Source organism: Peribacillus sp. P4_B1 (genome assembly GCF_056402395.1).
Window position 1 is genome coordinate 116,528 of the sequence record NZ_JBFUHM010000007.1, and the last position, 25,601, is coordinate 142,128.

A 25,601-nucleotide genomic window follows, 5' to 3' on the forward strand; every position below is an offset into this window, starting at 1 on the left:
GGTCTCTTGTTTGTTTAGAATAGCAATCTCGAAATTTTATCTTAAAGCAAGTGTCTACATGAGGCTTGCGTGTAGGTTTTACGATAGTAATAGAAGCAGTGAAAGACTAAATCTTTAGGGGGTATTGGAATGTCTAAACCATATTTAGTTGTAGAGTGGAATGATACGAAAACAGATGCACAAGGTTGGCTTGTTGTTCATAACTTCATGAAAGGCTATACAGGCGGCGGTACGAGAATGCATCCGTCAGTTACAAAAGAAGAGGTTAAAAGATTGGCCGAGGCCATGGCTTATAAGTATGTAGCTTGTGACAGCGGAACGACTGGCGGATGTAAAGCAGGTATTTCTTATGATTACAAAGCTCCGGATGCATATGCCGTATTAAGAAGATTTTTAATTGCAATGATGCCTTATATTGATATCGGCGTATCTTTGGGAAGTGATCTAGGTACTAAATATGAAGATGTACTTAAAGTCTTTAACGAATTCGGCATAGATATCCCTCTGACGAAGTCAATGAAACAAGATCCTGCTGTCCTTCAAGGGATAAAGGATTTTGATGAGCTAATGAAAACAAGAATTGACGGATTGCTTTTAAATGATGTTGTCACAGGATATGGTGTTGCATTTTCGGCAGATGAAGCTTGGAAATTTAAAAATGGTAAAGACGGTGCGAGGGTTGTCATCCAAGGCTTCGGTTGTGTAGGTGCAAGTTGCGCATTGAAATTGTCTCAATTAGGTTATAAAGTCGTCGGAATTTCGGATGCGAACTTGTTAGTCACATGTGAAGAAGGATTAGATGTTCAAAAGCTCATTGACCATAAGAATGTATACGGAGAAATGGATCAAGACTATTTTGAACCGAACTATACTGTAAGGCCCAACTCGGACTGGCTTAATGTGGACTGCGATATTCTTATCCCATGTGCATTAGAGGACGTTATTAACCATTCTAATGCTGGTACCGTAAAAGGAAGCTTGATTGTTGAAGCTGCTAATATTCCGATCTCTTCCGAAGGAGACGAAATCATCAAACAAATGGGAATTGACATCGTCAATGATTTTGTTGCGAACCTAGGTGCCATAAGATTTTATGACGCAGTTATTTTTGGACTGGTCAAACCGGATCCGCAGGCTGTGATTGATGATATTGAAAAGCTATGCCGAAAAAATACCTATCAACTATTTTCGGAAGCAAAGAAACAAAACAGGTATCAGCGAGACGTTGCTAATGAAATTTTCAAACCGGAAGTCAGCGATTTATTAGAGTTTGAGGATCCGTCCAAAAAGGTAGCTACTCGATAAGCAGTTAATAAAACGGATAATAATTTCTCCTAAATATTTCATTCTGATAGAAGAAACGGTGGGGATTGGATGAAGTCGGTACAAGGGAGTCAACCAAAAGAATTAAAACGTTCGATGAAAAGTAGACATTTATTTATGCTTTCCATAGGTGGAGTCATTGGAACTGGTCTTTTCCTAGGGTCCGGGTATGCAATCGGTGAAGCCGGACCTGTAGGGGCCATTACTGCCTATTTGGTCGGGGGCTTACTTATGTACATGGTCATGGTTTGTCTCGGAGAACTATCCGTAGTGATGCCGGTCTCGGGTTCATTTCAAGCCCATGCAGAGCGCTTTATCGGCCCCGCCTCTGGGTTTATGATCGGCTGGACTTACTGGTTGAGCTGGGCTATTTACGTAGGGCTAGAGTTTATTGCGGCTAGTTTACTGATGGCCAGATGGTTTCCAAATGTACCAGTATGGGTGTGGTGTACAGTTTTCGCCTTGCTTTTATTCGGTATAAACGCTTTGACAACAAGAAGCTTTGCGGAGACGGAATATTGGTTCTCTGCAATTAAAGTAATTGCTGTACTCTTTTTTATCGTGATTGGCGGAGCAGCGGTGTTCGGATTGGTTCCTATAAAGGGACAATCTGCCCCGCTATTTTCAAACTTTATTGGTGACGGATTATTTCCAACGGGATTCATTGGTGTGTTTATATCGATGATGACAGTCGTCTATGCGTTTATGGGTTCGGAAATTTTGGGAGTTGCAGCAGGTGAGACAGAGGATCCCGAAAAGAGTATCCCAAGAGCAATCCGGAGTATCGTCATCCGTATTTTAATTTTCTATGTACTAGCAACTTTTGTCTTATCAGCAATTGTTCCGTGGAAAAAAGCGGGTATACTCGAAAGCCCGTTTGTAACTGTATTCGATATGATCGGTATTCCTTATGCAGCTGATATTATGAACTTCGTTATTTTAACAGCAATTCTTTCCGTGGGAAATACAGGTTTGTTTGCTTGTACGAGAATCCTTTTCTCACTTTCACAAAGCGGGCAGGCTCCACGATTATTCGGAAAGGTAAACACACGCGGAATACCTATGAACGCCTTACTCGTGACTCTCGTCTTTGCCTTGCTGTCCTTGCTTACTAGTGTCATGGCAGAGGAAACATTATTTGTAGTGCTGCTTGCTATCAGTGGTGTTGGAGGGTTGGTTACGTGGATGGCGATTGCGTTAGCACAGTATAAATTCCGCAAACAGTATATTGCGTCTGGTGGAAAGTTGGAGGATTTAAAATTTAAGGTTCCTTTCTTCCCTCTAGTTCCAATTGGTTGCCTCATCATGTGCGTAGGTATCGTCGTGTTTACCGCTTTCGATCCGAAACAACAGACATCACTGTATATAGGATTCGGCTTCGTTGTAGCTTGTTATGTCTTTTACTATTTTAAATTTACCAGAAAGAATATCGATGCTACTATCCTAACAAATGGGCAACCCAATAAAACAGTATAATAGATTTTCAGGATCATCTGCAGAACTTTTAGGGGAATGAAATAAAGAAACTTAATAGGCACATAACATTAATGCCTGCTCTCCCAATTCTTCTCGGTCGTGATATTTCTATTTAATCATTGCACTTAATACTGATTGAATATTCAGATTATTGTAGGGCCATTTCCCATCCATACATCCACTAACCTGTTTTGAATTGTAAGATACAACAACCATATATACATGTACGTATTCTAAATGAGGAGATGGAAGATGAAAAAGAAGATTTTTATATTAACTATTATACCTGCCTTGGGTTCACTTATTGTGGTTAATCGAGTGGAACCCTATGTACTTGGATTGCCATTTGTCCTTTTTTGGGCTATATGCTGGGTTTGTCTGACATCTTTGTTTTTGATCATTGCTAATAAACTGGATCCCTCAAATAAGGAGGAAGAAGAATTATGAATGCAGCCCTTCTAGTAATACTCTTTTTCCTAGTTTTGTGTATATGGTTAGGACTACAGGCTGGTAAAGGGAAAGAAATGAATATGGAACAGTGGTCTGTCGGGGGACGGGGTTTTGGAAGTATATTGCTGTTCTTTTTGCTAGCGGGTGAGATGTTTACTACTTATACTTTTCTAGGAGCAAGTGGTGGTGTCTATAGATCTGGTATGCCCACAGCCCTATACGCTTTTAATTGCTTCTATTTTGTAATCGCTTACTGGTTGTTGCCACCCATTTGGAAGTTTGCGAAGAAAAATAATGTCCTCTCCCAATCAGACTTCTATGAAAAAAAGTATAATAGCCCGGCTCTCGGCGTTCTAGTAGCAATAATAAGTGTTATTGCCATTATCCCGTATTTGGTGATGCAGTTAAAAGGGTTAGGAATTATTGTATCCCAAGCATCCTATGGTTCGATTTCTCCCAACATGGCGATAGTGGTAGGGGTGATTGCCGTCACAATTTATGTAACGATATCAGGGATGCATGGGGCCGCATGGACAGCGATTATTAAAGATATTCTAATCCTGGCTGTGATCGTCTTTATGGGATTTTATTTTCCTTTTCATTATTACGACGGAATACGTCCGATGTTTGAAGCAATCAATACGGAAAAAAGTGAATTTTTACTATTCCCTGAACAAGGGTTGAGTATATCATGGTTTGTTTCTGCAACGATCATGACTGCACTAGGCTTTTACATGTTTCCACATATGCTAGCGGGGGTGTTCTCGGCTAAAAGTGCTAAATCACTGCGTGTGAATGCGGGGGTAATGCCCATTTATCAGATCATTATTGTTTTTTCCTTGCTTATCGGCTTTTCCGCTATTATTCAAGTTCCAGATTTAAATGGTACAGATGCAGATTTAGCCGTGTTTAAAATGGCTAAAATGTCTTTTGATCCTTGGTTTGTTGGTGTGATTGGGGCAGCTGGAGCAATGGCCGCTCTTATCCCAAGTTCATTAATATTGACGGCAACTGCAACGATTCTTTCTAAAAACATCTATAAAGTATGGAAACCAAACACAACTGATCAACAGTTGGTAAAGTTGAGCAAAATGTTGGTGCCTGTCATTGCTTTGGTGGCACTTTACTTTACATTCAATGGCGGAAACAACATTCTTACGCTATATCTCTTGTCTTATAGTTTTATGGCACAGTTATCTCCTGCACTGATTTTTAGTCTTTGGAAAAGGAATCCTGTTACCGTTCAGGGGGCTTTTTCCGGAATGATTGTCAGTATTATGATCGTCGTATATTTAACTATTACAGAAACGTCACTTGCAACATTTTTCCCCTCCCTTCCACAAGTAATCAAGGATTTAGATATCGGATTAGCCGTATTAATTATCAATATTGTTGTAACGTTAGTTGTCAGTGCCATAACAAGAAAACAAGGTTCCACAGTGGAGGAAGACACGAATACGAAAAATCTAGTTGGATAATTGTATGAAGTAAAGAGCGAAAAAGAATAATAGGAAATTCAAGGGGGATATTGAAGGATGCGTTATTTAAATTACATTAATAGACAATGCTCTCGAATACTCGCTTATTCGCAGGATTTCAAACCACATAGTATAGGTTGCTTTAGATGAACGAAAGAGATAGGACCGTTTTGATACTCTGAGGGCAGATTGAAATAGGGGATCTATCGAAAACCCCATATTCTTACATATACTGCATGCATTCTCCACGCTGCCCCTGGAGGCTTTCCCTCCCATGTCTCAACGGGTCATAATCCTATGCCCTTTTATTCCTTCGTCATGCATATCCAAGGGGTGGAGGCTGGTTTTGCTAACGGAACGGGTCATTGCCCTTTTGTTCTATATATCCAGTACTTCGTATGTGAATGTAAATTTACGCTGTTAGTTGTTCAAGAGGGAATACCATTTCCGGTTTATAGACAGAGCCATTACGAGCAATCCCTACTAGGACACGGGCGAGTTTTCCACAAAGTTTCATGTTGGATTTCATTTTCTTAATCTTCTTCACCACCAGACTCATGGTCGCAAGGAAGAGGTAACGCCGCAGGCGTGATCTTCCACGTTTGGAAAGAACAATTTGGCCTTTCCACTTCCCAGAGCTTGCTTCAGCGAGATGCAATCCTGCATGACGAAGGAGCGCATTCCCGTGAGCGAACCCACTCAGATCGGATTAGAATGATGGGAAACTTGAAAACGGTACTGAATCAGGCGAAGTAAACGATAAAACGATGGAACGGAAATAGGCTGCCCCTCCCGTTGGTTTAACGAGGTAAGGCAGCCTACAAAACGTCCTTTGAAACAATCAGTTCAGTTCATCATTTTTTATTCCCGGTGACTTTCATATTTGTTCGCTTTGGTCAACTGCTTCAGGATATCAAGCTCGGTTTTGGACAGTGAGGAGCTGTTAGCGGCCTGGCAGTTTTCACGGAGTTGCTGTACCGAGCTTGCGCCTGGTACAACGGTAGCGACGCTTTGATGGGACAAAACATATTGAAGTGCCGTTTCATTAAGCTTCCTATCAGAAAGTTTGTCCTTTATTTGCGGAAGCAAATCTTTAAGTTCGTGATAGCTATAGTCAAGGTATCCATCCTCATTTGCCTTTTCAAGCATTTTTTCACTGAGCAGCCCTTTGGCAAGGGGGCCACGGGCGATCATGCTGATCTGTTTGTTGGCCAAAAGGGACAGCCACTCTTCTGGGCGGCGGTCGAGCAGATTATACTGCATCATCACGGAATCAAGCTCAGACTTTTCAGTGAATTCCTTGATGACATTCGGACGAATCGAGGAAATTCCATAATATCGGATATAGCCTTCTTTTTTCAAATCTTCAAATGCTTCCACCGTTTCTTCGATATTGTCTGAAATGGTGCCGCCATGTAACTGATAAAGATCAATATAATCAGTCCCCAATCGCTTTAAGCTATCTTTTACTGCCGTTTTAATATGAGCGCCGGATGGATCCCAGCTCCAGGCATCCTTATTTTCATTCCAACGGTTTCCAACCTTGGTGGCTATGTATACCTTATCGCGGACCGATTTTAAATTCTTTCCGACGATTTCTTCATTCATACCGAAATCATATAAGTCAGCAGTATCAAAATAATTGATTCCTTCATCTAAAGCGGCCTGTATGATTTCGGATGCCTGATTTTCAACAGTCCCCAATGACATGCATCCGAGCCCGATTTCAGATACTAGCATTTCTGAATTCCCTAGTTTGCGTTTTTTCATGTTATCCACTCCCTTTACATTCATTGTAAAGGAGAAATCCATTCCACTCAAAGAATTCACTTGATCCGTTTTAAAGGAGTGGGTGGCACCTGATGGTGTATGTCGGCAATCCAATCATTGATATAGACATATTGATTTTGCAATTGTTTTAGTTTTTGAATGATTTCCCAACTCTTTCCGGATAAAGTAACGCTTTTTTCCAATACGTAAACCTTCATTAAATCGCCCTCCCTCTCTATTATGGTAAAATGTATGAGGAATCATGCTGAAATTAGAACAAGGAGTGGTCAGGATGAAAAAATTTGAAGAAAAAACGCTGTCTTCGGAAAAAATCTTCACAGGAAAGGTAATCAGCCTGCAAGTGGATGATGTAGAGCTTCCTGATGGGAAAACGGGTAAACGTGAAATAGTGAAACATCCGGGAGCAGTTGCCATCATAGCTCTTACGGCAGAAAATAAAATCATCATGGTTGAACAGTACCGTAAAGCGTTGGAGAGAAGTTTGGTGGAAATCCCTGCAGGAAAGCTGGAAAAAGGCGAAGAACCGGTCCTATCGGCAAAACGGGAGCTTGAAGAGGAGACAGGTTATGAATGCGAAAAAATGGAGCACATCATATCCTTCTATACATCCCCAGGTTTCGCCGATGAATTGGTTCACCTGTATGTGGCCCACAATTTGACAAAGAAAGAAAATGCGGCCCCGCTGGATGAAGATGAATTTGTCGAGATGATGGAACTCACGTTGGAGGAAGCCCAAACTTATATGGCTGAAGGAAAGATCCAGGATGCCAAAACGGCATATGCCGTTCAGTATCTGATGTTGAAAAAGGCGACATCATAAATGAAAGAGTTTTACGCTGATCTCCATATCCATATTGGCAGAACGAGAAGCGGAAGGGCCGTGAAAATAACAGGTGCTAAAACGTTAACCTTCAGCAATGTGCTGCAAGTGGCAAGTGAAAGAAAGGGCCTTGATCTAATTGGGATAATCGATTGCCATTCTCCTGAAATTATCGAAGAGATCGAAGCGGGAATTCAGGATGGCGAAATCACGGAAAAGATTGAAGGCGGTCTTCAATACAAGAATACAACCATCATTCCAGGCTCGGAGATAGAAATTTATGATCAGAATTGTAATGGACCAATCCATGTCCTCGCCTATTTTCCCACTTTAAAAGCGATGAAGGAATTCTCATCATGGATGAGCGGCCATGTTAAAAATATCACATTAAGCTCGCAAAGGATTTATTGTGATGGAAGAACGTTACAAAAGATGGTGAAGTCATTGGGCGGCCTGTTTATCCCGGCACATGTTTTCACCCCATTTAAAAGCTTATACGGGAAAGGGGTGCGATCCAGTCTGACTGAAGTATTAGACCCGGAGCTAATTGATGCCATCGAACTTGGTTTAAGTTCAGATACAGAAATGGTCAAGGATATCGAAGAGTTGGAATCCTATGTATTCGTGACAAATTCTGATGCGCATTCGCTTGGGAAAATCGCTCGTGAATATCAAAAAATCCAGCTTGAAGAACCAAGTTTCAATGAGTTGGCAAAAGCACTTCAAGAAAAAGAAAATCGAAAAGTAACCGTCAATTATGGTTTGAACCCCTTATTGGGAAAGTATCATCAAACCGTATGTTCAGGGTGTTTACACCAGGTATTGGGGGATAGTGAAAAATGTCCTGAGTGTGGTAATAAGTCCATTATAAAAGGGGTGTCATCCCGGATCAAAGAACTCTCCATTTCCAAAATGAACGGAAGATATGGGAGGGAAAGACCGCCATATATCCACCAAGTACCACTTGATTTCATCCCAGGCCTTGGACCTAAATCCATGGAAAAACTGCTGGTGGCATTTGGAACCGAGATGAATATCCTTCATGAAGTTACGCTTGAACAGCTCATGGAAATCGTTCCTGAAAAATTGGCGGGCTACATCGATTCTGCAAGGAAAGGGACGCTTTCTTTTGAAGTGGGGGGCGGAGGCAAGTATGGAAAGGTCAAAAAGGAAAGCTAACCTGAAAAAAAGTCCTGACAGATGAGATGGTTAACTGTCAGGACTTTTTTTAGTATGTTGTTTTTGCATAAATTGAGGTGTCCCGCAATTCCTTGCCATCTGCACTAAGACAGTCATACCGCAAAGTTCCTTCAAAGGTATACCCTAGCTTCTCGGGAATCCGTCTGCTGGCAATATTCTTAGGGTCACAGCGGATTTCGACCCGCTTAGCACCATAATGGTAAAAAGCGAATTTGGTTAACTTCTCTATCGCTTCCGTTATGTACCCTTGTTTACTGTACCTCGTATCAATCCAATAGCCAATTTCAAATTTAGGGATATCCCAGTTAATTCGATGCAGACCAGTGGAGCCGATGAATTGGTCGTCTTCTTTCCTATAAATATGAAGTCTAATATCCTCTTTTAAAATAAAGTCCGCAAAAGCCTTCAGAACATTCCGTTCTAAAGTTTCCGAAGAGGCATCCTGATGGGCAAAGGGCAGCCACTGTTTCAATTCATATTTAGAATGGACAATGGCTTCGTAAACGTCAATGCCATCACCAGGCTGACAAGGCCTTAGATATAATCGAGGGGTTTCAATCTTCTCTGGGAAATCCATTAATATAGCTTTCATATCCTGCCTCCATATAATTAATATGGAAAATTATAACACAAATACAGTTAAAGGTGTTCTGCTGATGGGAAAGTTTTCTTAGCATAAATGAGAGAGTGAAAACATAGATTCTAGTAAGCGGAGTTGGGAGGATGAAAGATGAAAAAAAAATCTGTCGTACAAAATGCCGTAATGAAACATATTAACGAACATTCCTCATTATATGTCTTTATCACCGTGCTTTTTTTGATGGGTGTCATTTTTGGGGCAGTACTGGTGAATAGTTTGAGTTTTACCCAAAAGGAGGACTTGTTCTATTATTTATCGCAATTTTTCGGACAAGTTTCCAAAGGTGAATTTGCATCTTCGCATGATATGTTCAGCCAAAGTATTATGCATAATATAAAATATATCGGCGTCATCTGGATTCTCGGAATATCGGTCATAGGTTTGCCGGTCATCTTGGTTTTGTTATTTATAAAAGGAATGGTTGTTGGATTCACAGTCGGCTTTTTAGTCAATCAAATGGGATGGAGTGGGTTCTTATTATCGTTCGTCGCCATTCTGCCCCAAAATATATTCATAGTCCCGATATTCATCGTGATAACCGTCCTTGCCGTCTCACTATCAATGAAAATGATCAGCCGGATTTTCCTTAAGCAGGTCCGTGAGCCGCTTAAGCCGATAATATCACGGTATATTTTCTCGTTGGTTTTGTCGGGGTTATTTTTGATAACAGCTGCTGCATTTGAAGCGTACCTATCCCCTTCTTTAATGAAAAATGTCGTAAGCTTATTGAGTAATTGATGGAAAATTGCCCTTCCCGTAATTTTTTTTATCATTAACAAGAAATCTATTTTGACAGTTTTCCCTCTTTTGATATAATGGATAAGATAGCGGCGCGGGAGGGAATATTAGGTATGGAAATAGAAAATAGAATTGATAGGATAAAAAAGCAGTTGCACTCGTCCAGCTACAAATTAACGCCTCAGCGAGAAGCGACCGTCCGCGTTTTACTTGAGCATGAAGAGGATCATTTAAGCGCAGAAGACGTTTACCTCCTTGTTAAAGAAAAGTCGCCGGAAATTGGATTGGCAACAGTTTACCGTACGCTAGAGTTGCTGACTGAATTGAAGATAGTAGATAAAATTAACTTTGGAGACGGGGTTTCCCGTTATGATTTAAGACAAGAAGGAGCTGCGCATTTCCACCATCATCTTGTTTGTGTGGAATGTGGCGCGGTAGATGAGATCCAAGAAGACCTGCTTGAAGACGTAGAAGACATTGTGGAACGCGACTGGAACTTCAAGATAAAAGACCATAGATTAACCTTTCATGGCATTTGCCATCGATGTCATGGCAAAGAAGAAAATAAAGGTGAATGAAGTCGGACCTTTTCCATTTGATGGAGAAGGTTTTTTGCATTTTTTAAAGGCTAAAAACCTATTGCGAGGCATCTCAAGAAAAATATCAGGATGAAGAATGCTTTTTTTCACGTAAAGGCTGTTTTTGCTTTCTCCTTGCCGAAACACGTATAAAACTTGTCCTGTTGGGCATAGATTGATACAAAGGATCCAATGGGAGGGGAAAGATGATGAAAACATCCTTATCGCTTGTTTTGCATACGGCTAAAGTGATGATTCTCTTTGTTAGCTTCACTGTTCTTTTTTATATAGGAATGGTATGGTTGAATCAGGAATATCAAAGTTATCATCGTTATGATGAGCCCAAAGGTATGGCTGTAAAAGTATCAAAGGCAGTTGATACGGGTGATGATGCATGGCTTGAACGCTTAATGTTGTTTTATTTAAACGGGGAGTAATGAATATGGAGAATCAAATTAGGGATTTCATTCATTTTTTAACCATTGAAAAAGGACTTGCCAAGAATACGCTCGTTTCCTATGAGCGCGACTTAAGATCATATTGGAGCTATCTGAAAGATGTTGAAACCATTAACGACTGGAATGATTCACGGCGGGTGAACATCTTGCATTTTCTCGTCCATTTGAAGGATCAAGGGAAATCATCGAAGACGGTAGCGCGCCATATTGCCTCCATTCGATCTTTTCATCAATTTCTTCTAAGGGAAAAGGTAACCAATCAGGATCCGTCCATACATATAGAAACGCCAAAGCCGGAACGAAGCCTTCCAAAAGTATTAAGCATGGAAGAGGTTGAAGCATTATTGGAAGCCCCGAAGATATTGGATGAATTCGGATTACGCGATAAGGCGATGCTGGAACTGATGTATGCGACAGGTATGCGTGTCAGTGAATTGATATCCATGGATGTGGGGGATGTCCATGGATCGATGGGTTTTGTCCGTTGCGTAGGGAAAGGAAAAAAAGAGAGGATCATTCCGATTGGGCAAACGGCATTGAGTGCCATTGAACATTACATGGAAGGGGCTCGAGGGAGATTGGCCAGCCCCAAGCACAGGACGGATTCACTTTTTTTGAATCATCATGGCAACAGGCTGACAAGACAGGGATTTTGGAAAATTCTAAAAAAACTTGTAAAATCGGCACAAATAGAAAAAGAAATTACACCACATACACTGCGTCATTCTTTTGCGACACATCTATTGATGAATGGGGCTGATTTACGTGCCGTCCAAGAAATGCTGGGTCATGCGGATATTTCGACAACTCAAATTTATACACATATTACGAACGTACGGATCAAGGATGTCTATTCAAAATTCCATCCGCGAGCTTAAAAAAATAGTAGAATGATAGAAAGGTTGTGAATTTAACTGCGAGACAGTTAAAGGGAGCAGCCTTTTTTTTTATGGACCGGGCTGCAAAATGGATGCAGACGATTCTCGCGCCATCTGATGGCACTTTGTTTCATTTCGAAATATATTATTTGTCTCAATCAAGGGTAATCGTTTACAATGTAGAGAGGTCAGACTTCTGACGTTCTCGTGATTTCATTTAATTGAAGAGTATCTGAGCAGAATAAGGGTATTATAGGGAGTATAAAAAGTGATTTACTATTTTAGGAGGAATGACTCATGAAAGGAAATTCAGCGTTTAAACGTATATTTGTTGTGGTTATGGATTCAGTTGGAATTGGCGAAGCACCTGATGCCGATTTATTCGGTGATAAAGGGGCGGATACACTCGGCCATATCGCTGAAAAAATGAATGGATTGAAAATGCCGACTCTCGCAAAATTGGGTTTAGGAAATATCCGTGAAATCAAGGGAATTGAAAAAGCTCAGCAACCTCTCGCATACTATACGAAAATGAAAGAAGCCTCTACAGGAAAAGATACGATGACTGGACATTGGGAAATAATGGGGTTGAATATATCCACCCCATTCCGTGTATTTCCCGATGGTTTTCCGGAATTATTAGTCAATGAACTTGAGACGAAAATGGGACGTGGAATAATTGGGAACGTCCCGGCAAGCGGAACGGAAATCATTGAAAGACTTGGTGAGGAACATATGAAAACGGGTGCGTTGATCGTATATACATCAGCTGATTCCGTTTTACAGATTGCTGCACATGAAGATATCGTTCCGATAGACGAATTATACAAGATTTGTGAAATTGCTCGTGAGGTGACAATGGCTGATGAGTTCAAGGTTGGGCGAGTGATTGCCAGACCTTTCACGGGTGAACCAGGCAGCTTCAAAAGAACGCCTAACCGTCATGATTATGCATTGAAGCCTTTTAACCGGACAGTAATGGACGAATTGAAGGATTCTGGATATGATGTTCTCGCAATCGGGAAGATCTCGGATATCTTTGATGGTGAAGGCGTCACTGAATCATTAAGGACCGTATCTAATATGGATGGAATGGATAAATTAATCCAAACGATAGAACAGGACTTCAAAGGGTTAAGTTTCCTGAACCTAGTCGACTTCGATGCTTTATACGGCCACCGCCGCGATCCAGAGGGATACGGAAAGGCATTGGAAGACTTCGATGCTCGGATGCCGGAAGTCCTTGAAAAACTGAAAGAGGATGATTTATTGATCATCACTGCCGATCACGGGAATGATCCGGTACATGAAGGAACCGATCACACACGTGAATATGTGCCATTATTGGTCTATTCCAAACAATTTACAGAAGGTGCCGAGCTCCCAATTAGAGATACATTTGCTGATATCGGGGCGACGGTCGCTGCCAATTTTGATGTCAAAATGCCTGCCTTCGGGAAAAATATATTGGGCGATATAAAATAAGGGGAGATTAAAAAGATGTTTAATAAAATAGAGACAGCTGCGTCATTTATAAAAAATAAGATTGAAGGCTCCCCGGAGATAGGACTGATTCTTGGTTCTGGACTTGGAGTATTGGCAGATGAAATTGAAAATCCGATAACGATCCCATACCACGAAATACCGGAATTTCCGGTATCGACTGTTGAAGGACACGCCGGACAGCTTGTCATTGGTCAATTAAGTGGCAAAAAAGTTGTAGCAATGCAGGGGCGTTTTCACTTTTATGAAGGATACTCCATGGAGAAAGTCACATTTCCAGTACGTGTAATGAAACTTCTTGGAGTTGAGCAGTTAATTGTAACGAATGCTGCGGGAAGCGTTAATGAAAGCTACGCACCTGGTGACTTGATGCTCATTACGGATCATATTAATTTAATGGGGGCAAACCCATTGATTGGTCCTAATGAAGAACGTTTCGGCCCTAGATTCCCTGATATGTCAGAGGCTTATAATAAAGGCCTTCGGACACAAGCTAAAAAAATAGCATCAACACTCGGGTTGGATATTAAAGAAGGTGTATATATCGGGAATTCAGGACCGACTTATGAGACACCTGCCGAAGTGAAAATGGCAAGGATCCTTGGCGGGGATGCAGTTGGAATGTCAACAGTTCCTGAAGTTATCGTAGCTAGACATAGCGGTATGAAGGTGCTAGGAATATCATGCCTTACCAATATGGCCGCAGGCATTCTGGATCAGCCTTTGTCGCATGTAGAGGTAATYGAAACAACGGAAAAAGTGAAAAGCAGTTTTCTGGAATTTGTTAAGCACATCGTTAAAGACATATAAAACGTTCCAAAAAAATACAAGTACACCTTTTTAGAAGCGGTGTCTTTAAAAAGTGGGGATTCTAATATGAGAATGGTAGATTTAATCGAGAAAAAGCGTGATGGAAAGGCTCTTTCTACTGAAGAAATACAGTTCATTATCAAAGGGTTTACCGATGGATCGATTCCGGATTATCAAATGAGTGCTTGGTCGATGGCTGTTTATTTCAAAGGGATGAATGAGCAGGAACGTGCTGATCTAACCATGGCAATGGTCGAGTCGGGCGATCAAATTGATTTATCGATGATTGAAGGAATTAAGGTCGATAAACATTCAACAGGCGGTGTGGGTGATACCACAACACTAGTACTTGGACCATTAGTTGCTGCTGTAGGTGTTCCGGTGGCAAAGATGTCAGGACGCGGCCTCGGACATACAGGCGGTACGATCGATAAGTTGGAGTCTGTAAAAGGCTTTCATGTCGAAATAGAAAATGACGAGTTCATTCGACTTGTAAATAAAAATAAGATAGCTGTCATTGGGCAAAGTGGCAACCTGACCCCAGCGGACAAAAAGTTATATGCATTGCGCGATGTTACGGCTACCGTTAATAGTATCGGCTTGATTGCCGGCTCGATCATGAGTAAGAAAATCGCTGCTGGTGCAGATGCGATTGTACTCGATGTTAAAACGGGAGCAGGCGCTTTCATGAAAACTCTCGAAGATTCCGAAGAGTTAGCGCACGCGATGGTGAGCATTGGGAACAATGTGGGACGAAATACGATGGCTGTCATTTCTGATATGAGCCAACCGCTGGGTTACGCAATCGGAAATGCTTTAGAGGTGAAAGAAGCCATCGATACGCTTAAAGGGGAAGGGCCGGAAGATTTAACGGAACTTTCTTTAACGCTAGGAAGCCATATGGTATACCTTGCCAAAAAGGCAAGCTCGCTGGAAGAAGCAAGAACCCTGCTTGAAAATGCGATTAAAGATGGTTCTGCACTTAACTCATTCAAGGTCTTCCTAGAAGCGCAAGGAGGCGATGGTTCGGTTGTAGATCAGCCGGAAAAACTTCCGCAGGCTGCTCATACTTTCGAGCTGGAAGCGAAAGTGGACGGGTATGTATCGGAAATCATCGCTGATGAAGTAGGAACGGCAGCTATGCTTTTAGGAGCAGGCCGGGCGACAAAAGAATCAGAGATAGATTTGGCAGTCGGGCTGGTACTCCGTAAAAAAATCGGAGAAGCCGTTGTAAAAGGTGAATCCCTTGTGACGATTTACAGTAATTTTGAAGATGTTTCAAAGGTAAAGGAAAAATTATATGAAAGCATTGCGATTTCAAAAGAGAAAGTAGAAAAACCTACTTTGATCTATAAAGAGATTATGGAATAAATTTTTTCAAAAAAAGGCCGCTCATTATTTAGAGCGGTCTTTTTGTCTGTCCCAATGAATGTTTAAAAGAGGCTGCCCATGCGCAGCCTCTTTTATTTTTTTGTTAATTTATTACTTGATATCCATTATATGATCTTAAATTCATCTTTATTTGTATAAAAATGGGTTTGATGGAAAAAATAAATCATATAAAGATTGGAGGGTATGGAGATGAAGCGGATTCTTTCTCTATTTTTAACCGTATTAGTAGCAATGGGTTTTAGCATCCCGCATACAGAAGCAGCTGAAGAAAAAGGTGTCGAGCTGGCGGCAAATGCTAAATCCGCTATTTTGATTGAACGGGATACAGGTACTGTTCTATATGACAAAAATGCAGATGTTCGCCTTTCACCGGCAAGCATGACAAAAATCATGACGATGCTGCTAATCATGGAAGCGGTCGATAAAGGCGAACTTAGCATGAAGGAGAAAATCAGGACTAGTGAGTATGCGGCATCGATGGGCGGTTCCCAGATCTTCCTCGAGCCCGGTGAAGAGATGACTACAGAACAAATGCTTAAGGGCATCTCGATTGGTTCGGCGAATGATGCATCGGTCGCGATGGCTGAACGTCTAGCTGGTTCGGAAGAAGAGTTTGTTAGGAAAATGAACAAAAAGGCGAAAGACCTCGGGTTGAAAAATACAAAGTTCCAAAACGCAACAGGCCTTCCTGTTAAAGATCATTACAGTTCGGCCCATGATATGTCGATCATGGCGAAGGAACTATTGAAATACGATACGATTACAAGGTTCACGGGTACATATGAAGATTATCTCCGTGAAAATACCGAAAAGAAATTCTGGCTTGTCAACACGAACAGATTAGTGAAATTTTACCCTGGAGTGGATGGACTGAAGACAGGATTCACAAATGAAGCGAAGTATTGTTTGACAGCAACCGCAAAAAAAGGGAATATGCGTGTCATTGCCGTCGTTTTCGGAGCCGTTTCTCCAAAGGAACGAAACGCTCAGGTCACCAAGATGTTAGATTATGYATTTTCACAATACATCACATATCCGATTTACAAACGCGGCGAGGTGTTAGGTGAAGCAAAGGTAAGTAAAGGCCACAAGAAATCCGTGGTGGGAGTGACAAGTGAACCTATTTCAGTCTTGACAGCCAAAAACGGAACGGCAAAGGATTTTACAAAAAAAATCACTATTGAAAAAGATTTGAATGCCCCCATTAAAAAAGGTGATCAAATTGGAACGCTTGAATTGAAGAAAAAGGGTAAGGTTTATGTCGAATCTCCGATTGTCGCAAAGGAAACTGTTGAAAATGCCAGTTGGTGGCAATTGTATAAAAGGGCTTTCGGCATGTTTACCCAAGCCAAATAGAATAAATTGTCGCAATGCCTGTTAATCTTACTAATTTAGGCGAAACACCACTAGTTTTGCCTGTAAGAAGGAATTGGCAGGTGAAAAAGAGAATTTGACTCCTTATAAGACAGTGAAGGAGGCTGTATATAGTGAGTCTTACGATTAATATGGAGGCGAAAAACCGCGTATTGTGCATTCGTCTCAAAGGTGATTTAGATCATCATACAGCAGAAAAATTGAAAAACCAGGCAGAGGCAGCTATTCAAAAGCATAACATCAAGCATATTATCCTTAACATGGAAGAATTGCATTTTATGGACAGTTCAGGGCTCGGAGTTATTTTAGGGCGGTATAAGCAGGTAAACAAAAAGCAAGGTGAAATGGTGGTCTGTGCAATTTCTCCAGCGGTAAAGCGGTTATTTGAGATGTCAGGGTTGTTTAAAATTGTTAAAATGGAACTATCCGAAAAAAACGCTTTGCAAAGACTGGGGGTTGCCTAAGATGAAAAATAAAATGGAAACAAAATTTTCTGCACTAAGCCAAAATGAATCTTTTGCAAGGGTAACTGTTGCGGCTTTCATTGCCCAATTGGACCCGACGATGGATGAATTGACAGAGATCAAGACTGTCGTGTCAGAGGCCGTTACGAATTCGATTATCCATGGGTATGAGAGTGACCCGGAAGGCTGGGTCTACATTTCAGTGGTCATCGAAGGCGATACTGTGGAATTGACCATCCGTGATGAAGGACTGGGCATTGAGGACGTCGAGGAGGCTAAACAGCCGTTATTTACGACAAAACCCGAACTTGAACGTTCCGGTATGGGATTTACCATCATGGAAAACTTCATGGATGAAATCAATATAATTTCACATAAGGGCGAAGGTACGATCATTCGATTAAAAAAGCACTTAACTACAAGTAGAGCTTTGTGCAATTAAGGGAGACTTGCATATGGATGTGGAGGTTAAAAACCAGAAGAGCAAGAAAGGACAGCCCCATTTAAAAGATGAGGAATTACGGAATTTAATCCAACGCAGCCAGAGCGGTGACCAAGATGCAAGGAACCTGATTGTCAATAGCAATCTTAGGCTTGTATGGTCAGTCGTGCAAAGATTCCTCAATCGAGGTTATGAACCGGACGACCTTTATCAAATAGGCTGTATTGGCTTGTTGAAGTCCGTGGATAAATTTGACTTATCGTTTGAAGTGAAATTCTCAACGTATGCTGTACCAATGATCATTGGTGAAATCCAACGTTTTATCCGTGATGACGGAACGGTTAAAGTAAGCCGGTCTTTAAAGGAAATGGCGAATAAAATTCGCAGGGCCAAGGAGGAGCTTTCAAAGACGTATGGCCGCGTTCCGACTGTCAATGAATTGGCGGAACACCTTGAGCTGTCGCCAGAGGAGATCATCATGGCCCAAGAAGCTAGCAGAAGCCCTTCATCCATCCATGAAACGGTTTACGAAAATGATGGAGATCCCATTACTCTTCTTGACCAGATTGCCGATCATAACGAAACATCTTGGTTTGATCAAATCGCTTTGAAAGAAGCCATACATGAATTGAATGAGCGCGAAAGGCTGATTGTTTTCCTGAGGTATTATAAAGATCAGACGCAATCGGAAGTAGCGGCAAGGCTTGGTATTTCCCAAGTTCAGGTGTCAAGGCTGGAAAAGAAGATTCTTCAGCAAATGAAAAACCACATGAATCAGTGATTCATGTGGTTTTTTTTGCTGGAGATAAATCTTGTTTTTAGGAAAAAGTAATAATAATTCCCTCAGTGATCCGGGTAGATAAAAATGAAAATATGAGTGGATTCATTTTTTAGTTGAATTTAGAATTAAAAACGAATATTATAGTAAAGGTCGCGTTTTTCATTCGCCTTTTTATCTTTCTTTCAACGAATAATTGATAAGGAAAAGCGTTGATGCAGTACAATTTTAGGACACCTTGTCTTTACGTGCAAACGGTTGTCGGTGTTTCCTTTAGATCTGGAGGTCTAAATATGTTTATGGAAAAGTTTTTCTCCCTGAAAGAAAATGGGACGGATGTCCGTACAGAAGTCATGGCGGGTGTTACGACATTTTTAACTATGGTTTATATCCTTATTGTGAATCCGGCTTTATTGTCTTCAATCGGAATTCCATTTGAACAGGTTTTCATGGCAACAGTCATATCAGCGGTGATGGGTACCCTTATCATGGGGCTGGTAGCAAAATACCCGATTGCAATAGCGCCAGGGATGGGTTTGAATGCTTATTTCGCCAGCGTAGTGGGGGCTCAGGGCCTCTCATATCAGACCGTATTCGGTACGGTTTTCATAGCAGGTTTGCTATTTCTATTAATTAGCGTGACAAGCTTGCGTAAAATGATAATTGATGCGATTCCTAACTCATTAAAATATGGAATCACATCCGGAATTGGTTTATTCATTGCGTTCATCGGATTGAAAAACGCTGGAATCGTTGTACCTAATGAATCAACGATGGTGACTCTTGGCGATTTGCATCAGCCTGGAACCGTTTTAGCGTTAGCAGGCTTATTCATTACCTTGATTTTAATGGCCCGTAATATTAAAGGGGCAATTTTTATTGGTATGATCATTACGGCAATCATTGGCTACTTTATCGGTTTGCTCAACTTTGATGGAGTCTTATCTGTACCTCCAACACCGGTATTTTTCGATATCGATATTGCCGGGGTCTTCACGCATTCTTTATATTCAGTTGTGTTCGCCTTTTTACTTGTGACGATCTTTGATACGACAGGTACCTTGATTGGCGTGACGGAACAGGCAGGATTAACGAAGGATGGGAAAATCCCTCGTGCAAAGAAAGCATTTTTAGGTGATGCGATTGCGACGACTGTCGGCTCGATGTTTGGAACAAGTCCTTCAACAGCTTACGTTGAATCGAGCACAGGAGTGGCCGCAGGCGGACGTACTGGGTTAACTGCTACTGTTGTGGCAATCCTATTCGCTGTATCGATTTTCTTTTCTCCATTAATATCGGCAATTTCTTCAGTTCAAGCAATCACAGCTCCCGTATTGATCATCGTAGGATGTTTTATGATGGAAGGCCTGGCTAAAGTCAATTGGAAAATTTTCGATGAAGCATTTCCGGCATTTGCGATCATTTTAACGATGCCGCTTACTTCAAGCATATCTACAGGGATTGCGATCGGATTCATAACATATCCACTTATGAAGGTATTCAGCGGAAAAGGAAAATCGGTACATCCGCTCATTTATATTTTTGGATTGATATTTTTGGTTCAGCTGATTTTCTTCCCCACTCATTAATTTATGAATGAAAATCAAAAAGACACGCTGTCTGCAGCGTGTCTTTTTTTTGTTATCAATTAGTAATATCTGGACATGGGTCACTTCCTGCATTTTCAATCTGTTTCCAATCCATACTACTAGCATAAGGAAATAAAAGGTCGGGATGTGATGGAAGTGGCAGTTGTATATATCAGGATGAGGAACCGTGTACAAGTAAATGGAAATCAAACGGTGAGGATAAAAGATATTGCAAGGATAATCGGACCTGAAGAAGTGATTCAAATAATCGAGGACATCATATTATTAACGGTCAAGAAGGAAGATAAGAATATTATTGTCATTGATTTGGCTCAAGTTATCATGGCCATTCGCAAAATGGATCCAACTATTGAAGTGGAGACATTCGGGCCCTCCCAAACGATCATCGAAGTCATTCTCTCGAAAAAGAAAATGTCATTCCTAACTTTCGCCTTAGTCTGGTTCCTGTTGTTTGTCGGCGGCGGGATGACTATCATGAATTTTCATGTGGATGTAAGTATGGGGGAAGTACACCAAAAAATCTTTACTATAATAACGGGAAAAGTGGAAGAAAAGCCGTTGCTGATCCAAATCCCATATAGTTTCGGCCTTGGTATAGGCATGATCTTATTTTTTAATCACTTTTTTAAAAAACGCTTCAATGAGGAACCTAGTCCGCTCGAGGTTGAAATGTTCAACTATCAGCAGGATTTGGACAATTATGTAACCATGAATGAAAATAGGGAGAACGTGCGCCATCTTGATGACAGGTAAAATTATCTTCGGAATCTTTGTCGGTTTAGCTGGAGGTTTCGCGACAGGTGCCGGTTTTGTAGCGTTTTTAACTGTACTTGGTGTGATTCCGAGACTGACTCAGCTGACAAAAACAATGAAAATGATTCATTTCTACGAAGGGGCCATCATTGCCGGCGTTGTCGCAGGAACATGGTTCGGATTACAGGAAACGGAACTTGCCCTCCCGAAACTTTTGTTAATTCCGATCGGCTTGGCAGACGGGATCTTTAATGGGATGCTTGCTGCTGCCTTAACTGAAGTCCTGAATGTATTTCCGATTCTGTCTAAGCGAATCGGTATTCAAGAGAAAATCATTTATCTGTTAATGGCACTCGTATTGGGGAAAATAGTCGGATCATTATTCCAATGGATTTATTTTGGCGATTTATAAGTTTATGAGGTAACTATTCCTGATGATGAAAGGTAGGCCCAAGATGGTGACCAAACGAAAAGTGATATTGATTACGGATGGAGATGAGTATGCTAAACGGGCTGTCGAGCTTGTGGCCAAGGAAATTGGGGGAAGATGTATCTCCATGTCCCAAGGTAATCCATCACGATATACTGGCTTGGAGCTTGTTGAATTAATAAAAAAGGCAAAGTATGATCCCATATTGGTCATGTTTGATGATAGCGGTTTTATCGGTGAAGGATCAGGCGAACAGGCAATGAAGGTAGTTGCCGGACATCCTGATATTAATGTCCTTGGCGTGATAGCGGTCGCTTCAAAGACTAGAAGGGAAGAATGGACCAAGGTGGATATCTGTATTGACCGGGATGGTAATTTGACACCGAACGGGGTGGATAAATACGGTGCTGAGGAATTTGAACTGGGCAAGATTACAGGAGATACAGTGTATTGCATCGATCAATTACAAGTTCCCATAGTTGTAGGGATAGGGGATATCGGAAAAATGTCCCATCAGGATGATTTTAAAAGAGGAGCACCGATCACGAAGTTAGCGGTCGAAATCATATTGGAAAGGAGTGGTCATGATGACTTCAGAAAAACCTCGAAACATGAAACCGATTCCGAATAGGGTAACGGAAGTTGACGCGTATATGAAAGAGAAAGTAGGTCTGGGCGTCAGCTTCGATTTAGGAGTAAGAAGGGTAAAGGTCTTAAGAAAAGATGTTCATCTTTACTATATAAACGGCCTGACGGATACCGAGTACATCATTGGAATTCTGGACTCGCTAATCCATAATAAGAATTCTGATATCATGAGTGGAAAAGTTTTTGATGTAATCAAAGGCTTGCTCGTACACCAATCGGTTGAAGAATTAACGACGATGGATGAGCTGGTTGATAAGGTATTATCAGGATTAATAGTCATCGTTGTCGATGGCAAACCAATAGGATTGGTTGTTGATGTCAGGAGTTATCCCGGAAGACAGCCAGTTGAACCCGATACGGAAAAAGTCGTCCGTGGATCCAGGGATGGTTTTGTCGAAAACATCATCATTAATACAGCGATAACAAGAAGAAGAATCCGGGATGAAAAATTACGATTTGAAATGCTGCACGTAGGGGAGCGTTCGAAAACGGATATATCCATCGGCTACATAGAAGATATTGCCGATCCTGATTTAATAGATATCGTTCGTAAGGAATTGAATAGCATTGAGGTTGATGGCATAACGATGGCTGATAAAACGATCGAAGAGTTCATCGTCAAGCAAGGATATAACCCATACCCGCTTGTAAGGTATACGGAACGGGCTGATGTAGCGGCAACACATTTACTTGAGGGTCATGTCCTGATTTATGTGGATACGTCACCGAGTGTCATCATTACTCCGTCCACTCTTTTCCATCACATGCAGCATGCTGAGGAGTATCGGCAGGCACCTGCTGTTGGAACGTTGGTGCGCTGGACACGTTTTCTAGGGATATTCGTTTCGTTATATTTGTTGCCGATATGGTTATTGTTTGCTTTGGAACCATCGCTTTTACCGGATAAGTTAGAGTTTATCGGACCAAATGATAAAACGCATATACCAACTTTGGTCCAAATCTTCATTTCCGATATAGGAATAGAATTCTTAAGGATGGCAGCCGTTCATACCCCGACCCCGCTTTCTACGGCAATGGGCTTGGTTGCGGCAGTTTTGATTGGACAGATAGCGATAGATGTTGGCCTATTTGTTCCTGAAGTGGTTCTCTATGCTTCCGTAGCGGCAATCGGCACTTTTGTCACTCCAAGTTTAGAATTGGGGGTTGCGAATAAAATTTCCCGTTTAGTATTGCTAGTGTTGGTTGCTATCTTTAAAGTGCCTGGCTTAATCATAGGCATCACACTCTACATTATTTTGCTTACTAGTATAAAAACGTTAAATACACCTTATTTATGGCCGCTTATCCCCTTTCAGCCAAAGGGAATGTCACATATTCTATTAAGAAGACCTTATCCAGGAGCTGCGGAGCGTCCTAGTATTGTGCATCCCCAGGATAAATATAGGCAGCCGAGAAAATCTTAAGGTTGATGTTGTCGAAAAGTTGTGGTAATTTAATTTTATTCGGAAAARGCGGTAAAGTTAAGGCTTCACAAAGAGATAGGGCGCTTATGGCTCTTTGAAGTTAAACCAATCTGTCTTTCCCTTCGAACTACGAAGCAGTCATAGAGAACAATATCCAATGGGATAATCGATTGATTCGGATGAGGCTTGTTCATATAGACACCTCTTTTTAACTTGCATGAGGGTTGCTTTATTTGAGGCTGCCTCATTTCTTATCAATCTTTAGTTTTAAGTCAGGAAGGTGAGGCTATCATGCATTTGTACGGAACCAGTGGTGTCAATGAACGTGGACATCTGGAGATTGGCGGAGTGGACACGATCGAACTGATCGAACAATTTGGCACTCCATTATATGTTTATGATGTAGAGCTAATTCGTGAACGGGCAAGAGGGTTCAAGAGAACTTTTGAAGAATTGGGGATCTCAGCCCAAGTTGCATACGCAAGTAAGGCTTTCTCTTCGATTGCCATGATTCAGTTGGCTGATCAAGAAGGGCTTTCTCTCGATGTTGTCTCAGCGGGGGAATTGTATACGGCAATTAAGGCAAGTTTCCCAACTGAACGCATTCACTTTCATGGAAATAACAAAAGTGAAGAAGAGCTGCATATGGCTTTGGATTATGAAATTGGCTGTATAGTAGTCGATAATTTTTCAGAGTTGGCACTTTTGGAAGAAATTTGTACAAGCCGTGAACAAAAGGTGAAAATCCTTCTTCGTGTAACACCAGGAATTGAAGCCCATACGCATGATTATATCTTGACAGGGCAAGAGGATTCGAAATTTGGTTTTGATCTTATTAACGGACAGGCGGAAAGCGCTCTTCGACAAGCGCTGAAAAGCGAGTTTCTGGAAGTGCTGGGACTCCACTGCCATATCGGTTCCCAGATCTTTCAAACGACCGGTTTCCTTCTGGCTGCCCAAAAAATTATCGGCAAGTTAAATGAATGGCATGGTTCGATAGGGTTTCAACCAAAGGTATTGAATCTCGGAGGGGGATTCGGAATTCGGTATACACAAGAGGACGACCCGCTTCCGGCATCTCAATATGTAGAAGAAATCGTTAGGGAAGTACAGAACCTGATTGCTGACTCTGATTTAGTGATGCCTGAAATCTGGATTGAACCTGGCCGTTCATTAGTCGGAGACGCCGGGGTGACCTTGTATAAGGTCGGTTCTGAAAAGGAAGTGCCTAATGTCCGTAAATATATTGCCGTTGACGGGGGCATGAGTGATAACATACGTCCAGCTCTTTATGAAGCGAAGTATGACGCAATTCTTGCAAACCGCCCACTTGACCCTGTAGAAGAGACAGTGTCCATTGCTGGGAAATGCTGCGAAAGCGGAGATATGTTGATTTGGGATTTACCATTGCCAAAAGCCGGACGCGGTGATGTCTTGGCAGTCTTTTGTACAGGGGCATATGGATATTCCATGTCGAATAATTACAATCGGATTCCGAGACCGGCTGTCGTCTTTGCCGAAAAAGGAGAAGCCCGATTGGTCATCAAACGTGAGACGTATGAAGATCTTATCCATTTGGATTTGGCCCTTCATGAAGCGGCCGTCGTCAATAAAGAATAAAAAAAGGATGGCATCGGCCATCCTTTCAGTTTGTAGACAAAAGGGGTTCGGAATTAAAAAATTCCGAACCCCTTTTTGAGATTCCCTTTGAATTTTTGCCTGAACTTAGGAGATTGGGGCTCTACGAGCCCACTATGTTAGGCCATTTTTGGACCTCGCCATGTCCAATTGGCCATATTCTTTACATTCATGGCAGCGAAAGTTAGCATCGCCTGCATCGACAATTTTTTAAGTCCCCTTAAAGTTGTCCAACGCATACCATGCTTTTCTTTTGCATCTGCGAATACACGCTCAATCGTTTCTTTACGTTTCGCATATATAGTTTTTACATCTTGATGATGACGTAGATGATCTGCTTCTTCCACATGTGTTTGCCAAATATGCCGTGTCACCACTTTTTGATGGTCTTTGCTTTCTGTACACTGAGATAAAAATGAGCATGTCGCACAAGTGTGTTTGGGTGATTTATACTCGCGATAGCCCTCTTTATTGGTTGTTGAGTACTTTAATAGCTCCCCCGAAG

General features: G+C 41.5%; 27 protein-coding genes and 1 pseudogene. 23 read left to right on the plus strand and 5 right to left on the minus strand.

Annotation, left to right across the window (positions count from 1 at the left end):
- The first annotated feature begins 129 nt into the window (after positions 1-129).
- From AC1DVK_RS06050 to AC1DVK_RS06065, 4 genes are all read left to right on the plus strand, one after another.
- Positions 130-1,305: a Glu/Leu/Phe/Val family dehydrogenase gene (locus AC1DVK_RS06050; RefSeq protein ID WP_410860409.1), complete on the plus strand. Its 1,176-nt coding sequence runs from the start codon at positions 130-132 to the stop codon at positions 1,303-1,305.
- A gap of 69 nt (positions 1,306-1,374) precedes the next feature.
- Positions 1,375-2,799, plus strand: a complete 1,425-nt coding sequence (locus AC1DVK_RS06055) for an amino acid permease (RefSeq protein ID WP_410860410.1) — start codon at positions 1,375-1,377, stop codon at positions 2,797-2,799.
- Positions 2,800-3,051: 252 nt separating this feature from the next.
- Complete coding sequence (locus AC1DVK_RS06060; protein WP_410860411.1) at positions 3,052-3,246, plus strand: DUF3311 domain-containing protein; 195 nt, start codon at positions 3,052-3,054, stop codon at positions 3,244-3,246.
- Positions 3,243-4,727 carry a sodium:solute symporter family protein gene (locus AC1DVK_RS06065; RefSeq protein WP_410860412.1) on the plus strand — a complete coding sequence of 495 codons (1,485 nt, stop codon included), beginning with the start codon at positions 3,243-3,245 and terminating at the stop codon, positions 4,725-4,727. The genes AC1DVK_RS06060 and AC1DVK_RS06065 overlap by 4 nt, the downstream gene beginning before the upstream one ends.
- Positions 4,728-5,139: 412 nt before the next feature.
- Here AC1DVK_RS06065 and AC1DVK_RS06070 read toward each other — a convergent pair.
- The 3 genes and pseudogenes from AC1DVK_RS06070 to mciZ all read right to left on the minus strand — a co-directional run.
- A pseudogene (locus tag AC1DVK_RS06070) lies at positions 5,140-5,433 on the minus strand (transposase); the annotation flags it as partial.
- Between the two features lie 155 nt (positions 5,434-5,588).
- On the minus strand, positions 5,589-6,497 hold the full coding sequence (locus AC1DVK_RS06075) for an aldo/keto reductase (protein WP_477626045.1): 909 nt from the start codon (positions 6,495-6,497) through the stop codon (positions 5,589-5,591).
- Positions 6,498-6,553: 56 nt separating this feature from the next.
- Positions 6,554-6,715, minus strand: a complete 162-nt coding sequence (gene mciZ / locus AC1DVK_RS06080; RefSeq protein ID WP_089361452.1) for a Z-ring formation inhibitor MciZ — start codon at positions 6,713-6,715, stop codon at positions 6,554-6,556.
- Between the two features lie 74 nt (positions 6,716-6,789).
- Here mciZ and AC1DVK_RS06085 point away from each other — a divergent pair, with 74 nt between their 5' ends.
- Positions 6,790-7,338 carry an NUDIX hydrolase gene (locus AC1DVK_RS06085; protein WP_477626046.1) on the plus strand — a complete coding sequence of 183 codons (549 nt, stop codon included), beginning with the start codon at positions 6,790-6,792 and terminating at the stop codon, positions 7,336-7,338.
- Complete coding sequence (locus AC1DVK_RS06090) at positions 7,339-8,517, plus strand: endonuclease Q family protein (RefSeq protein WP_089361451.1); 1,179 nt, start codon at positions 7,339-7,341, stop codon at positions 8,515-8,517.
- A gap of 49 nt (positions 8,518-8,566) precedes the next feature.
- Here AC1DVK_RS06090 and AC1DVK_RS06095 read toward each other — a convergent pair whose 3' ends face one another.
- Positions 8,567-9,130 carry a GNAT family N-acetyltransferase gene (locus AC1DVK_RS06095; protein WP_089361450.1) on the minus strand — a complete coding sequence of 188 codons (564 nt, stop codon included), beginning with the start codon at positions 9,128-9,130 and terminating at the stop codon, positions 8,567-8,569.
- 138 nt (positions 9,131-9,268) lie between these two features.
- On the opposite strand from AC1DVK_RS06095, the gene spoIIM reads away from it, so the two are divergent.
- The 17 genes from spoIIM (at position 9,269) to lysA (ending at position 25,078) form a co-directional block, all read left to right on the plus strand.
- On the plus strand, positions 9,269-9,916 hold the full coding sequence (gene spoIIM, locus AC1DVK_RS06100; protein WP_477626047.1) for a stage II sporulation protein M: 648 nt from the start codon (positions 9,269-9,271) through the stop codon (positions 9,914-9,916).
- A gap of 119 nt (positions 9,917-10,035) precedes the next feature.
- The gene (fur, locus tag AC1DVK_RS06105) at positions 10,036-10,494 is read left to right on the plus strand and encodes a ferric iron uptake transcriptional regulator (RefSeq protein ID WP_061466137.1); all 459 of its coding nucleotides are present in this window, start codon (positions 10,036-10,038) and stop codon (positions 10,492-10,494) included.
- Between the two features lie 209 nt (positions 10,495-10,703).
- On the plus strand, positions 10,704-10,931 hold the full coding sequence (locus AC1DVK_RS06110; RefSeq protein WP_061466136.1) for a YqzK family protein: 228 nt from the start codon (positions 10,704-10,706) through the stop codon (positions 10,929-10,931).
- Between the two features lie 5 nt (positions 10,932-10,936).
- Positions 10,937-11,830 carry a site-specific tyrosine recombinase XerD gene (gene xerD / locus AC1DVK_RS06115; RefSeq protein ID WP_477626048.1) on the plus strand — a complete coding sequence of 298 codons (894 nt, stop codon included), beginning with the start codon at positions 10,937-10,939 and terminating at the stop codon, positions 11,828-11,830.
- A gap of 297 nt (positions 11,831-12,127) precedes the next feature.
- The gene (gene deoB / locus AC1DVK_RS06120; RefSeq protein WP_477626049.1) at positions 12,128-13,315 is read left to right on the plus strand and encodes a phosphopentomutase; all 1,188 of its coding nucleotides are present in this window, start codon (positions 12,128-12,130) and stop codon (positions 13,313-13,315) included.
- Between the two features lie 15 nt (positions 13,316-13,330).
- Entirely contained in the window at positions 13,331-14,143 is an 813-nt protein-coding gene (locus AC1DVK_RS06125) for a purine-nucleoside phosphorylase (RefSeq protein WP_317777350.1), read from the plus strand.
- 66 nt (positions 14,144-14,209) lie between these two features.
- Positions 14,210-15,514 carry a pyrimidine-nucleoside phosphorylase gene (locus AC1DVK_RS06130; RefSeq protein WP_318685981.1) on the plus strand — a complete coding sequence of 435 codons (1,305 nt, stop codon included), beginning with the start codon at positions 14,210-14,212 and terminating at the stop codon, positions 15,512-15,514.
- A 210-nt stretch (positions 15,515-15,724) separates the two neighbouring features.
- Positions 15,725-16,891, plus strand: coding sequence for a D-alanyl-D-alanine carboxypeptidase family protein (locus tag AC1DVK_RS06135; RefSeq protein ID WP_477626050.1), 1,167 nt, complete (start codon positions 15,725-15,727; stop codon positions 16,889-16,891).
- 131 nt (positions 16,892-17,022) lie between these two features.
- Positions 17,023-17,373 (plus strand): anti-sigma F factor antagonist, encoded by a 351-nt coding sequence (spoIIAA, locus tag AC1DVK_RS06140; RefSeq protein ID WP_061463936.1) that lies wholly within the window; start codon positions 17,023-17,025, stop codon positions 17,371-17,373.
- A gap of 1 nt (position 17,374) precedes the next feature.
- Positions 17,375-17,815 (plus strand): anti-sigma F factor, encoded by a 441-nt coding sequence (gene spoIIAB, locus AC1DVK_RS06145; RefSeq protein WP_034308139.1) that lies wholly within the window; start codon positions 17,375-17,377, stop codon positions 17,813-17,815.
- A 13-nt stretch (positions 17,816-17,828) separates the two neighbouring features.
- Positions 17,829-18,596, plus strand: a complete 768-nt coding sequence (sigF, locus tag AC1DVK_RS06150) for an RNA polymerase sporulation sigma factor SigF (RefSeq protein ID WP_061463935.1) — start codon at positions 17,829-17,831, stop codon at positions 18,594-18,596.
- 296 nt (positions 18,597-18,892) lie between these two features.
- Positions 18,893-20,182: an NCS2 family permease gene (locus tag AC1DVK_RS06155; RefSeq protein ID WP_477626053.1), complete on the plus strand. Its 1,290-nt coding sequence runs from the start codon at positions 18,893-18,895 to the stop codon at positions 20,180-20,182.
- A gap of 150 nt (positions 20,183-20,332) precedes the next feature.
- Entirely contained in the window at positions 20,333-20,956 is a 624-nt protein-coding gene (locus tag AC1DVK_RS06160; protein WP_061463934.1) for a stage V sporulation protein AA, read from the plus strand.
- Positions 20,946-21,368 (plus strand): stage V sporulation protein AB, encoded by a 423-nt coding sequence (locus AC1DVK_RS06165; protein WP_089361446.1) that lies wholly within the window; start codon positions 20,946-20,948, stop codon positions 21,366-21,368. Before AC1DVK_RS06160 ends, AC1DVK_RS06165 begins: the two co-directional genes overlap by 11 nt.
- Positions 21,369-21,411: 43 nt before the next feature.
- Complete coding sequence (gene spoVAEA / locus AC1DVK_RS06170; protein ID WP_061463932.1) at positions 21,412-22,017, plus strand: stage V sporulation protein SpoVABEA; 606 nt, start codon at positions 21,412-21,414, stop codon at positions 22,015-22,017.
- A complete protein-coding gene (locus tag AC1DVK_RS06175) occupies positions 21,974-23,458 on the plus strand; it encodes a spore germination protein (protein ID WP_410860415.1) in 1,485 nt (494 codons plus the stop codon). Before spoVAEA ends, AC1DVK_RS06175 begins: the two co-directional genes overlap by 44 nt.
- A 291-nt stretch (positions 23,459-23,749) precedes the next feature.
- Complete coding sequence (lysA, locus tag AC1DVK_RS06180) at positions 23,750-25,078, plus strand: diaminopimelate decarboxylase (RefSeq protein ID WP_089361444.1); 1,329 nt, start codon at positions 23,750-23,752, stop codon at positions 25,076-25,078.
- A gap of 137 nt (positions 25,079-25,215) precedes the next feature.
- Here the strand turns inward: lysA and AC1DVK_RS06185 are convergent.
- Positions 25,216-25,601, minus strand: a 386-nt coding sequence (locus AC1DVK_RS06185) for a transposase (protein WP_477626051.1), incomplete at its 5' end; no start/stop codon positions are given.

Bases quoted from the DNA above. Each gene is read 5' to 3' on its own strand.
- AC1DVK_RS06050 (WP_410860409.1), top strand. From the start codon at position 130: ATGTCTAAACCATATTTAGTTGTAGAGTGGAATGATACGAAAACAGAT.
- AC1DVK_RS06055 (WP_410860410.1), top strand. From the start codon at position 1,375: ATGAAGTCGGTACAAGGGAGTCAACCAAAAGAATTAAAACGTTCGATG.
- AC1DVK_RS06060 (WP_410860411.1), top strand. From the start codon at position 3,052: ATGAAAAAGAAGATTTTTATATTAACTATTATACCTGCCTTGGGTTCA.
- AC1DVK_RS06065 (WP_410860412.1), top strand. From the start codon at position 3,243: ATGAATGCAGCCCTTCTAGTAATACTCTTTTTCCTAGTTTTGTGTATA.
- AC1DVK_RS06075 (WP_477626045.1), bottom strand. From the start codon at position 6,497: ATGAAAAAACGCAAACTAGGGAATTCAGAAATGCTAGTATCTGAAATC.
- mciZ (WP_089361452.1), bottom strand. From the start codon at position 6,715: ATGAAGGTTTACGTATTGGAAAAAAGCGTTACTTTATCCGGAAAGAGT.
- AC1DVK_RS06085 (WP_477626046.1), top strand. From the start codon at position 6,790: ATGAAAAAATTTGAAGAAAAAACGCTGTCTTCGGAAAAAATCTTCACA.
- AC1DVK_RS06090 (WP_089361451.1), top strand. From the start codon at position 7,339: ATGAAAGAGTTTTACGCTGATCTCCATATCCATATTGGCAGAACGAGA.
- AC1DVK_RS06095 (WP_089361450.1), bottom strand. From the start codon at position 9,130: ATGAAAGCTATATTAATGGATTTCCCAGAGAAGATTGAAACCCCTCGA.
- spoIIM (WP_477626047.1), top strand. From the start codon at position 9,269: ATGAAAAAAAAATCTGTCGTACAAAATGCCGTAATGAAACATATTAAC.
- AC1DVK_RS06110 (WP_061466136.1), top strand. From the start codon at position 10,704: ATGAAAACATCCTTATCGCTTGTTTTGCATACGGCTAAAGTGATGATT.
- xerD (WP_477626048.1), top strand. From the start codon at position 10,937: ATGGAGAATCAAATTAGGGATTTCATTCATTTTTTAACCATTGAAAAA.
- deoB (WP_477626049.1), top strand. From the start codon at position 12,128: ATGAAAGGAAATTCAGCGTTTAAACGTATATTTGTTGTGGTTATGGAT.
- AC1DVK_RS06130 (WP_318685981.1), top strand. From the start codon at position 14,210: ATGAGAATGGTAGATTTAATCGAGAAAAAGCGTGATGGAAAGGCTCTT.
- spoIIAB (WP_034308139.1), top strand. From the start codon at position 17,375: ATGAAAAATAAAATGGAAACAAAATTTTCTGCACTAAGCCAAAATGAA.
- sigF (WP_061463935.1), top strand. From the start codon at position 17,829: ATGGATGTGGAGGTTAAAAACCAGAAGAGCAAGAAAGGACAGCCCCAT.
- AC1DVK_RS06155 (WP_477626053.1), top strand. From the start codon at position 18,893: ATGGAAAAGTTTTTCTCCCTGAAAGAAAATGGGACGGATGTCCGTACA.
- AC1DVK_RS06160 (WP_061463934.1), top strand. From the start codon at position 20,333: ATGGAAGTGGCAGTTGTATATATCAGGATGAGGAACCGTGTACAAGTA.
- AC1DVK_RS06165 (WP_089361446.1), top strand. From the start codon at position 20,946: ATGACAGGTAAAATTATCTTCGGAATCTTTGTCGGTTTAGCTGGAGGT.
- spoVAEA (WP_061463932.1), top strand. From the start codon at position 21,412: ATGGTGACCAAACGAAAAGTGATATTGATTACGGATGGAGATGAGTAT.
- AC1DVK_RS06175 (WP_410860415.1), top strand. From the start codon at position 21,974: ATGACTTCAGAAAAACCTCGAAACATGAAACCGATTCCGAATAGGGTA.
- lysA (WP_089361444.1), top strand. From the start codon at position 23,750: ATGCATTTGTACGGAACCAGTGGTGTCAATGAACGTGGACATCTGGAG.